This window comes from uncultured Lactobacillus sp. (assembly GCF_944327175.1).
GTDB lineage: Bacteria > Bacillota > Bacilli > Lactobacillales > Lactobacillaceae > Lactobacillus.
The window spans coordinates 1-8,747 of sequence record NZ_CALVGT010000052.1 but is presented as its reverse complement, the minus strand read 5'-3'; the positions used below and the strand labels follow the sequence as shown (position 1 = coordinate 8,747).

The 8,747-nt window shown below is 50.4% G+C and carries 10 protein-coding genes; 8 read left to right on the top strand and 2 right to left on the bottom strand.

The window, feature by feature from the left end:
• Window positions 1-605 precede the first annotated feature (605 nt).
• Entirely contained in the window at window positions 606-1,157 is a 552-nt protein-coding gene (locus Q0J41_RS06785; RefSeq protein WP_296227648.1) for a hypothetical protein, read from the top strand.
• Window positions 1,158-1,159: 2 nt separating this feature from the next.
• On the top strand, window positions 1,160-1,786 hold the full coding sequence (locus Q0J41_RS06780) for an LVIS_2131 family protein (RefSeq protein WP_296227646.1): 627 nt from the start codon (window positions 1,160-1,162) through the stop codon (window positions 1,784-1,786).
• Between the two features lie 63 nt (window positions 1,787-1,849).
• Here Q0J41_RS06780 and Q0J41_RS06775 read toward each other — a convergent pair whose 3' ends face one another.
• Together Q0J41_RS06775 and Q0J41_RS06770 are read right to left on the bottom strand one after the other, a co-directional pair.
• On the bottom strand, window positions 1,850-3,388 hold the full coding sequence (locus Q0J41_RS06775) for an O-antigen ligase family protein (RefSeq protein ID WP_296227644.1): 1,539 nt from the start codon (window positions 3,386-3,388) through the stop codon (window positions 1,850-1,852).
• Window positions 3,389-3,451: 63 nt separating this feature from the next.
• Window positions 3,452-3,787, bottom strand: a complete 336-nt coding sequence (locus tag Q0J41_RS06770; RefSeq protein ID WP_296227642.1) for a hypothetical protein — start codon at window positions 3,785-3,787, stop codon at window positions 3,452-3,454.
• 88 nt (window positions 3,788-3,875) lie between these two features.
• Between Q0J41_RS06770 and Q0J41_RS06765 the strand changes: the two genes are divergently transcribed.
• The 6 genes from Q0J41_RS06765 to Q0J41_RS06740 form a co-directional block, all read left to right on the top strand.
• Window positions 3,876-4,418: an AAA family ATPase gene (locus Q0J41_RS06765; protein WP_296227640.1), complete on the top strand. Its 543-nt coding sequence runs from the start codon at window positions 3,876-3,878 to the stop codon at window positions 4,416-4,418.
• Between the two features lie 107 nt (window positions 4,419-4,525).
• Window positions 4,526-5,011 carry a C40 family peptidase gene (locus tag Q0J41_RS06760; protein ID WP_296227638.1) on the top strand — a complete coding sequence of 162 codons (486 nt, stop codon included), beginning with the start codon at window positions 4,526-4,528 and terminating at the stop codon, window positions 5,009-5,011.
• 283 nt (window positions 5,012-5,294) lie between these two features.
• Window positions 5,295-6,341: a 2-hydroxyacid dehydrogenase gene (locus Q0J41_RS06755; protein WP_296227636.1), complete on the top strand. Its 1,047-nt coding sequence runs from the start codon at window positions 5,295-5,297 to the stop codon at window positions 6,339-6,341.
• A gap of 169 nt (window positions 6,342-6,510) precedes the next feature.
• Window positions 6,511-6,984 carry a C40 family peptidase gene (locus Q0J41_RS06750; protein ID WP_296227633.1) on the top strand — a complete coding sequence of 158 codons (474 nt, stop codon included), beginning with the start codon at window positions 6,511-6,513 and terminating at the stop codon, window positions 6,982-6,984.
• 187 nt (window positions 6,985-7,171) lie between these two features.
• On the top strand, window positions 7,172-7,954 hold the full coding sequence (locus tag Q0J41_RS06745; protein WP_296227631.1) for a C40 family peptidase: 783 nt from the start codon (window positions 7,172-7,174) through the stop codon (window positions 7,952-7,954).
• A gap of 155 nt (window positions 7,955-8,109) precedes the next feature.
• Window positions 8,110-8,747 (top strand): C40 family peptidase (locus tag Q0J41_RS06740; protein ID WP_296227629.1); only part of this gene is annotated, 638 nt, incomplete at its 3' end.

Here is an 8,747-nt window from a genome sequence, read left to right as displayed (position 1 = left end):
CAACAAGGGTTTGTTGGTCAATGCGGACATCAACGGTGCAATGCAGATAGTAAGAAAAGTATTCCCGAACGTCTCATTTGCGAACGGGATAGTGGATGCTGTGTTGCATCCAGCCAAATGGTCTCCTCTCATTTGAGGAGCCACTTGGCAAACGAGTAAATTTGGTGTCTGTGCATAGAACCTCGGTTGACGGGCTGTAAAGTCGTCCTCTAGTTTGCTTGATCTGACCTAACATAGATCAAGGGAGCATTTGTAATGCTCAAGCATTGCATGAAAAAGGTTGGTCTAGATATTAAGGCTGTTAAAGCAGACACTTGGCTAAATTATGTCAAATGACACAATTTGACCGAATTTTCTCTTACATGGTAAAATAGCAGAGTAATAGAGAACTTGCCGCGCGGCAGGCTCTATTTCCTGGAGCGGCGGTGTTTTCCCCATGTTATCGCCGCCCCGGAGGTTATAAATCAGTCGAGTGCTGGTGACAACCTACATTTCCTATTAATCCTAATGAGAACCGGCCCCCTGGCCGGCTCTTTTTTTCGCTTGCACCCGGGGACTTTTTTAGTTAATGTAGAAACAGATATAATTGGACGGTGACAGAAAAAATGCAGATCAACCTGAAAGACTTAACTAAAGCAATCGAAGAACAGACCTACCTGTCTGACATGGAGACCATTAAATATTCCGAAGTCTCCCGGAGCAAAAAGAAGCTGCGTGAACACGCCTTGACCATGGTCCAGGAAGTGGCCACGGCCTTAAAGAAGGACCGCTTGATGCAGGTCCAGCTGGTTTTGGAAGGGAAGAACCCCATCACTTTTGCCCTGGAAACCAACATCATCAACTTGCCCCTGGCCAACTACAAGAAGCTGATCAATTTCTTTGACGAAGAAGAAGCCCAGCCGGTCAAGGTTTACTTTGAAACGGCCAGCGAATACCTGAACGCTTCCCACTTCCGGATCGACCTCTTCATGGATGGCGACGAATTAGTCGCGGACGTTGAAGGGGCGGCCGACCGCCTGGCTGACGCCATGAGCGAGAAGATCAAGCAGGTGAAGGAAGGCGAAGCAGCCGCCAAGGAAGCGGCCAAAGAAGCCAAGTCCAAGGAAAAGGAAGCTAAAGAAGACAAGTCCAAGGCCAAGACGAAGAAAGAGGCATAATTATGTGGAGCTGGAACGTACTGGGGGTGGCCCTCTGGGTGGGAGCCATCGTTTACCTGGTTTTTATCGTGCAAAATATCCGCCGCCGCCGTTTGAAGATGATCATCCAGCGCCAGCACAAGTTTGAATGGGGCAACTCCCTGATCAGCCTGCTGGAAGTCGCCAGCTTCTGCCTTTTGGCTGGCTGGCTCTTAGCCGTCAGCCTCTTTGACGACCCGAACTTGACGGATACTTCCCGGATTACTTCATCCGTGACCTACAAGCCCCTGGTCCTGCAGCCTAGTGCCAGCCAGAGCTACTACGTCCAGGTCAAGTCTGCTAAGAACCGGGACCTCAGCCAGCAGTATATTTTTTACATTAAAGGGAAAAAGTACACCGTGCCCAGCCACTTGGCCACGGTCTCCTATAGCAAGGACCCGATCAACGTGACGGCCTCAGCCCTGCCCTTCAGCCGCAAGGAACTGAAGAAGGAAGATTCCCGCTACCAGCAGGCCTACGTGGCCATCTATACGGCCAAGTACAAGAATACAACGGTCAACGGCCTGGGCCTGCACGCTGGCCGGCAAGCCAAGCGCTTCTACCTGATCCGGGTGCCGGACAGTTCCTTTATTGACAAGGAAAACAAGTAAAAATTAAAGAAAAAGCAAAAATCGCCTTCTAGCAGAAGGCGATTTTTTTACTTTAGTTTGCTATTATTTTTTCTCAAATCTGACTATGCGGAGTCCGGTGCTTTTGCCTTTTTCTTCCTTGATGTAAGCCAGGAGGCCGCCGCCCAGGAAGGCCAAGAGGAGGTTAGAGGTCGGGAAGTCCAGGACATTGCCGGACATGTAGCTGGCCCCCAGGAGAAGGGCGCTGGCGAGCAAGAGGCTGGTTAAGTAGAAGGTCCGGCAGGCTTTTTCCTTCAGCCATGCAAAGGCCCCGTAAAGGATGATGGCCGGGTAGGCGATTAAGTAAAGGACAGCGCCGACTAGCCCCAGGGAGTAGTACTGGGCCGTGAAGTCCCGCTCTAGGTTGAAGATGTTGGTCTGCCGCATATAACCGATCCCCAGCCACTTGTCCAAAGGATCGTTGTCATACTTGACCACCTGCTTAAGCATGGCCTCTTCAACCTTGCGGTTGGCCAGGCGGACGCTGGCCGGCTCTTTAAGCAGGTCGATCCAGAATTGCGGGTCGTACTTATATGGGTAGGACTTGCTAATGAAGCGCTTGTTTAAGGCGTACTTCTTGTAATATTTGGCCAAAAAGTCCTTTTCAAACTCTCGCAGCTTGTCCGGATCACTCTTGTACTTGGCCAGGCCCGTCTTTAAGATCGCGTTTTCCTTGTCGATCTTGGAGTCATGGCTGTTAGCCCAGTAGATCTCGTACTTGTAGCGCTGGATGGCCGGGGAGACCTGCCAGCAGACCCCGGTAATCCCGGCCAAGGCCAAAAGGGTGACCAGGCCAGCTTTAGAGAACTTGACGTTTTTTAAGAAAAGCAGGTGGACCAGCCAGGCAATCAAGCTGCCGGCCAGGGTTCCGGCTAAGCCGTAGAGGGCGACTTTAGTGCCGACTTCCAGCATGGCCAAAGTCTGGCTGAGGGCCAAAAGGCCGGTCTGCCAGGAGAAGCGCTCAAGAAGCAGGTAGAAGACGACCGGGGCCAGCATCAAGAGGATGGCACTCAAGGTGTTGGTAAAGTAGAAGAAACCCTTGGAGGCGCTGTGGGAGTAGCCGTAAAGCGGCCCCATGAACCAGGTGAAGATATTGCCGGAGATTACCCCAGTTTCGTAGGACTTCAGGGAAATCACGAAGAGGTTGCTCAAGACGATGGTGCCGGTGAAGAGGCCGCTGACCCAGGCGAAGGCTTTTAACAAGAAGTCCTGGCTGATTTCCAGGCTCTTGGTCACCCAGATCAAGGCCAGGGGCAGGAGCATTCTGAAGAGGTAAAAAATCTCCCCGAAATTCGAGTAGCCGTAATCATTCGGGCTAAGGCTCTTAAAGTTCTGCATGTGCCAAAGGTGGAAGATCCCGTAGAGGGTCAAGAGGGCCAGGTAGGCCCAGAGCCAGGCTGGAGGCAATTTCTTTTGTCCCCAGACAAGCAGGCCGACCAAGACAACTACTCCGGCGATCCGGATGATGGTCGGGATGGTGAAGGGCAGGATGGTGGCCAGCTTCCCCCGGTAGAAGAAGTCCAAATCCAGGAAGGGTTGGAGGAGGATGAACCAGTAGAGCAGGCTTTTAGTTTTTTCTTTCATGTTGTCAACTCGCTTTCCCTACTATCTTAACAAAAAACTCCGCGGGATAACCGCGGAGTTTTCTTACTTACTCTTCTTGGCCGGAGCCTTCTTTTCCTTCTTGTCCTTATCCTTGTCGGCAGCCTTCAAGGTCGGGGCCACTTTTTCGATGGTCACGTTGTTGGTGGAGAGGGCCTTGGCCTTCTTGGCTGACCGGGCCGGCTTCATGTTCTTGAAGTTGACGACTAGCTTGTAGTTGAGGTCGCTGACGGCAGTAGCGTCAACGTCGTCAAAGGAAGTGATGGCCAGGAGGGCAGAGTTTTCATAGATCTTTTCCACCGTGCCTTGGAACTGCTTCTTCAGTTCTTCTTCTGACTTGGCGTTAACGACGGCACCTAATTCAACATCGGCTTTCTTCATGGCAATCTCCTTAATTCGTAAATGGTTAAATTTTCAACTAAGCTATGATATAGTATAGAGCGAAAATTTTCAAGTTAGGAGATCCCTTTTGGCTAAAAAAATTATCTTGATCGCTGGTCCCAGCGGGGCTGGCAAGACGACCATATCTGAATACCTGGCTGACCGCTACCAGATCCCCCGGGTGATCACCCACACTACCCGGCCCAGACGGCCTGGGGAAAGCGAGTCAGCTTACTACTTTGAAGACGATGCTTCTTTTGCCCAGCTGCACTTCTTTGAACATGTCAAATACGGGGACTACCAGTACGGGTCCAGTAAAGAAGGGCTGGATCGGGCCTGGGCCAAGAACGACCTGGTCAGCTTGATCGTGGACATCAAGGGGGCCCGGTCCTACCTGGAAGCATTAGGTGACCAGGTTTACTTCCTTTATGTGACTTGCGGCCTGGACACTTTGGCGCAAAGAATGGCTGACCGGGGTGATGCAAGTGACCAGATCAAGAAGCGGCTGGCCGGCAGCGAGTTGAACGAATTGCCGGAAGATTTGGCTTCTTTCGCCCATGTCCTGGTCAATGACGACCTGCAAGCGACCTATGCCAGCTTGGATGCCTTGGTCAGAAAATTACAAGATTAAGCTTTTTCTCATAGATTGTAAAAAAGGCGTGACCTTTTTGAAACAGAATTGAAATATTTCCCCTGTAAGATGTTAAACATCAAGTTAAGAAAAGGAAGTAAATCATTTTGAAGTTCAAGAAGTCATTAGCCAAAGTAGTCGCGGCCGTATCCCTGGCCTTCGCCGGTTTCGTTGCCGTAAATACTGTTAACACGCAAAACAACACTGTCCAAGCTGCTTCTAAAACCAGCCAGCGCAATAAGGTCGTCTCCCTGGCCAAGAAGCAAGTCGGCAAGCGTTACGTATACGGGGCAACCGGTCCTAACGCCTTTGACTGCTCAGGCTTGACTTCATACGTCTACAGCCACGCCATCGGCAAGTACATCAGCCGGACTACTTACAGCCAAGTTTACCGAGGCAAGACTGTTAGGGTTTCAACTGCCAAGCTGAAGAAGGGCGACCTGCTCTTCTGGGGTTCCAAGTCTTCCCCATACCACGTGGGCATCTATGTTGGGGGCGGCCAATACGTGCATGCTGCTACGCCAAGCCAGGGTGTCCGTAAGCAATACCTGAGCTCCTACTTCTGGCCATCAACTGCCAAGCGGGTTATCTAATTAGCAAACTTCAAAATGATCAAATCAGCGTCCTTGAGGCACCCGCCTCAGGGGCGTTTTTCTTTGCCTTTTTGGCCTGCAGATTAAAAGAGAAAGCTGGACTTTTAAGGGAAGGATTTACGGAAAGCAAATTCTGTCAGCTCTTACCTGGCTTAGAAAGACGGGAGAAAATTAAATAGTTAAGAAGTTAAGGAAAGGGCTTGTAAATGAGAAAGGAATTAAATAAAATAGGGGCAATTATTGAAAGAAATAAAGTGAAGTCCTAGAAAAGAAGGTATTCAAGATGAGAATTGCATGTTACGGCGTTAGGCCGCTGGAAAGAAGTTATTTTGAAAAACTGAACAAGTATGATTACGACTTGAAGCTCATTCCTGAATACTTGAACCGGGAAAATGTTACCCAAGCCGCTGACTGCGACGCCGTCCTGGTCCGGGGCAATTGCCTCTGTGACCGGACCAACCTGGAGCAGTTCAAGGACTATGGCATCTCCTGGGTCTTCACCCGGTCAGTCGGCGTGGACCACTTCGACCTGGAAGCTGCTAAAGACCTGGGCATCTCAGTTGCCCGGGTGCCAAACTACTCCCCATACGCGGTAGCCAACCTGGCCTTTACCCTGGGCCTGACTTTGTCAAGACACGTTGGTGAAGCTGCCCATCATGTCCATGAACAGGATTTTGGGATGCATCCGGACTACTTCGCTACGGAATTCAACCGCTTGAAGGTCGGCATCTACGGGGCTGGCAAGATCGGGGCGGTTGAAGGCAAGATGTGGCAAGCCTTGGGCGCTGAAGTTTACGCTTATGACCCATTCCCATCTGACTTCGCCAAGCAGTACTGCACTTTTGTAACAGAAGACGAATTGCTGGCAACTTGTGACATCGTTTCTGTTCACGTGCCATACTTCCCAGGCAAGAACGACAAGCTGATGAACGCTGAATTCATCGCTAAGATGAAGGAAGGGGCAGTCTTGGTTAACACGGCCCGGGGCGAACTGGCTGATGAAGCCGCCATCGCTGCCGCTGTCTCTAGCCACCACCTGTCCGGCTACGGCGCTGACGTGGTTTCCAGTGAAAAGAAGATCATGGGCCACAACTTTGACTCTGAAAGCGACGTGCCGGACCAGGAAGTTCAGTCCTTGATGGATCTTTACCCGCGGGTGCTTTTGACTCCGCACATGGGTTCCTTCACTGAACCAGCCCTGGAAGACATGATCTCCCTGTCCTTCAATAATTTCCATAACATGGCCACTGAGGGGGCAGTTGATGCCCGCAATGAAGTCGTGGCCGCGCCTGAAAGCTCCACTTTCGCATCTGAGAAGCTGCGGGCTTAATAAATTAAGGTTCTGGCTCTTTGCCAGGGCCTTTTTTTACGGAAAAATTGTAGGATGTTAAAAAACTGCAAAGGCCTGTTAAAGGAATTGCAAAGGGTCTGTAAATTTCCTGTAACACTCATCGGCTATGATATAAGCATCGAGAAAAGAGAAAGAGAGTTACAACGTAATGAAGCAGTTTAAGCAGATCTTAGCAAAATTAACCTTAGCCCTGGCCCTGGTTGTGCCTGTAGCAATCCAGGTAAACAGCCACCAGGCCCAAGCCGCAAGCAAGACGACTAAGCGGAACAAGGTGGTTAAGCTGGCTAAGAAGCAAGTTGGCAAGCGCTACGTTTACGGCGCTACCGGCCCATACAGCTTTGACTGCTCAGGTTTGACCCAGTACGTTTTCAAGAAGGCGATCAAGAAGTCCATTACCCGGACCACTTATACTCAGGTAAAGAAGGGCAAGAGAGTCAAGGTTTCAACGGCCAAGCTGAAGAAGGGCGACCTGCTCTTCTGGGGCTCCAAGTATTCACCATACCACGTGGGGATTTACGTGGGCGGCGGCCAGTACGTGCACGCGGCTACTCCAAGCCAAGGGGTCCGCAAGCAACGCCTCAGCTCTTACTTCTGGCCATCAATGGCCAAGCGGGTCATCTAAATTATCATTACCTGCTTAAATTACGATAATAACGATAAAAAATAAGGTCAGCGCAGCAAAAAGCCCTGGCCTTTTTAAGTTGGACTTAATTTTAACAATCTGGTATTCCTTTTGTAACATTCCTGTAACATTAGTAACCTATTATATATCTTGCGTAAAGAATCAGAATAGAAAAGGATATCAAGTTTTGAAGTTCAAGAGTTTATTAGTCAAAGTTTTAATGGCCCTGGCTTTGGTCGCACCTGTTGCCGCCAGCGCCCAAGTACCAGCAGCCCAGGCCGCCAAGGTTAAGGCTGTTAACAAGCAAGTCGTAGTCAACTACGTATCCGGCTACAGCGTTAAGGCCTGGAAGAATTACAAGGTTAAGCTTGGCGCGGCCAACGACACTGGCATCAGCTTCAAGCATGGGACCACTTTGACGGTGGTTGGCGAAGTTAAGTACAAGAAGCAAACCTGGTACAAGATTGCTGACAACGAATGGATTCTGGCTTCTTACACTTTGAGTCCTAAAGCCTGGGCCAAGAAGGCAGCAGCTGCTAAGCGGGCCGCTGCCAAGGCAGCTAAGAAGGCTGCGGCAGCCAAGAAGCTATCTAAGAGTAAGAAGACCAAGCAAAACAAGGTTGTTGCCTTGGCCAAGGCCCAACTGGGCAAGCCTTACGTTTGGGGCGCTACTGGTCCTTACAGCTTTGACTGCTCCGGCTTGACTAGCTACGTTTACAGACACGCTCTGGGCAAGTACATTACCCGGACCACTTACACGCAAGTGCACCAAGGCAAGACGATTGCTGTTTCTACTGCAACTTTGAAGAAGGGGGACCTGCTTTTCTGGGGTTCCAAGTCTTCACCGTACCACGTGGGGATTTACGTGGGCGGCGGCAAGTTTGTTCACGCGGCTACTCCAAGCCAGGGCGTGATCAAGCAGAGCCTGAGCTACTACTTCTGGCCATCAACCGCAAAGCGCTTGATTTAATTGAGAAATATCCTTTTATATAGGACGCCAGCTGGCGTCCTTTTTCTTTTGCCTTTTGTTATTAAAAAACAACTGTATTTTTTTCTGTAACCTTTCTGTAACACAACTTCCTTACACTAGAAAAAGCGAATTCAATTTAGGAGAAAACAGTTATAATGAAGCGGAAATTCAGTTTAGTCCTTTTACTGCTGGCGGTTTGGCTGGGCGGGGCGCAGCCAGCCTACGCGGCAACTGACAGCCAGGACAGCAATATTATGATCGTGAAGAAGACCCGGGTAGCCTACAATAAGGGCAATAAGGTCAACACCTGGACCACTTACGGGGCTGGCAAGAAGAAGGCTGGCCGGGTTAAGTCCGGCTACAGGTTTACGGCTACGGGCCAAGCCAAGTACAAGGGGCGGACCTGGTACCGGATCAAGAACAACAAGTGGATTCTGGGCACCAACACGGTCACGACTAAGAAGTACGCTTCAATTAAGGCAGCTGCGGCTAAGAAAGCTAAGCAGAATAAAGTTGTTAAGCTAGCAAACGCCCAAGTTGGCAGGGCTTACGTCTGGGGGGCAACTGGTCCTTACAGTTTTGACTGCTCCGGCTTGACCATGTACGTGTATAAGAAGGCAACTGGCTTGTCATTGCCGCACTACTCAGTCAGCCAACGCTACTACGGCAAGGCAGTTTCAACCAAGAAGCTGGCCAAAGGTGACCTGCTCTTCTTTGGTTCTAAGTCAGCTCCGCATCACGTGGGGATTTACGTGGGCGGCGGCAAGTTTGTCCATGCCTCCAGCCCGACGGT

Bases quoted from the DNA above. Each gene is read 5' to 3' on its own strand.
- Q0J41_RS06785 (WP_296227648.1), top strand. From the start codon at position 606: ATGCAGATCAACCTGAAAGACTTAACTAAAGCAATCGAAGAACAGACC.
- Q0J41_RS06780 (WP_296227646.1), top strand. From the start codon at position 1,160: ATGTGGAGCTGGAACGTACTGGGGGTGGCCCTCTGGGTGGGAGCCATC.
- Q0J41_RS06775 (WP_296227644.1), bottom strand. From the start codon at position 3,388: ATGAAAGAAAAAACTAAAAGCCTGCTCTACTGGTTCATCCTCCTCCAA.
- Q0J41_RS06770 (WP_296227642.1), bottom strand. From the start codon at position 3,787: ATGAAGAAAGCCGATGTTGAATTAGGTGCCGTCGTTAACGCCAAGTCA.
- Q0J41_RS06755 (WP_296227636.1), top strand. From the start codon at position 5,295: ATGAGAATTGCATGTTACGGCGTTAGGCCGCTGGAAAGAAGTTATTTT.
- Q0J41_RS06750 (WP_296227633.1), top strand. From the start codon at position 6,511: ATGAAGCAGTTTAAGCAGATCTTAGCAAAATTAACCTTAGCCCTGGCC.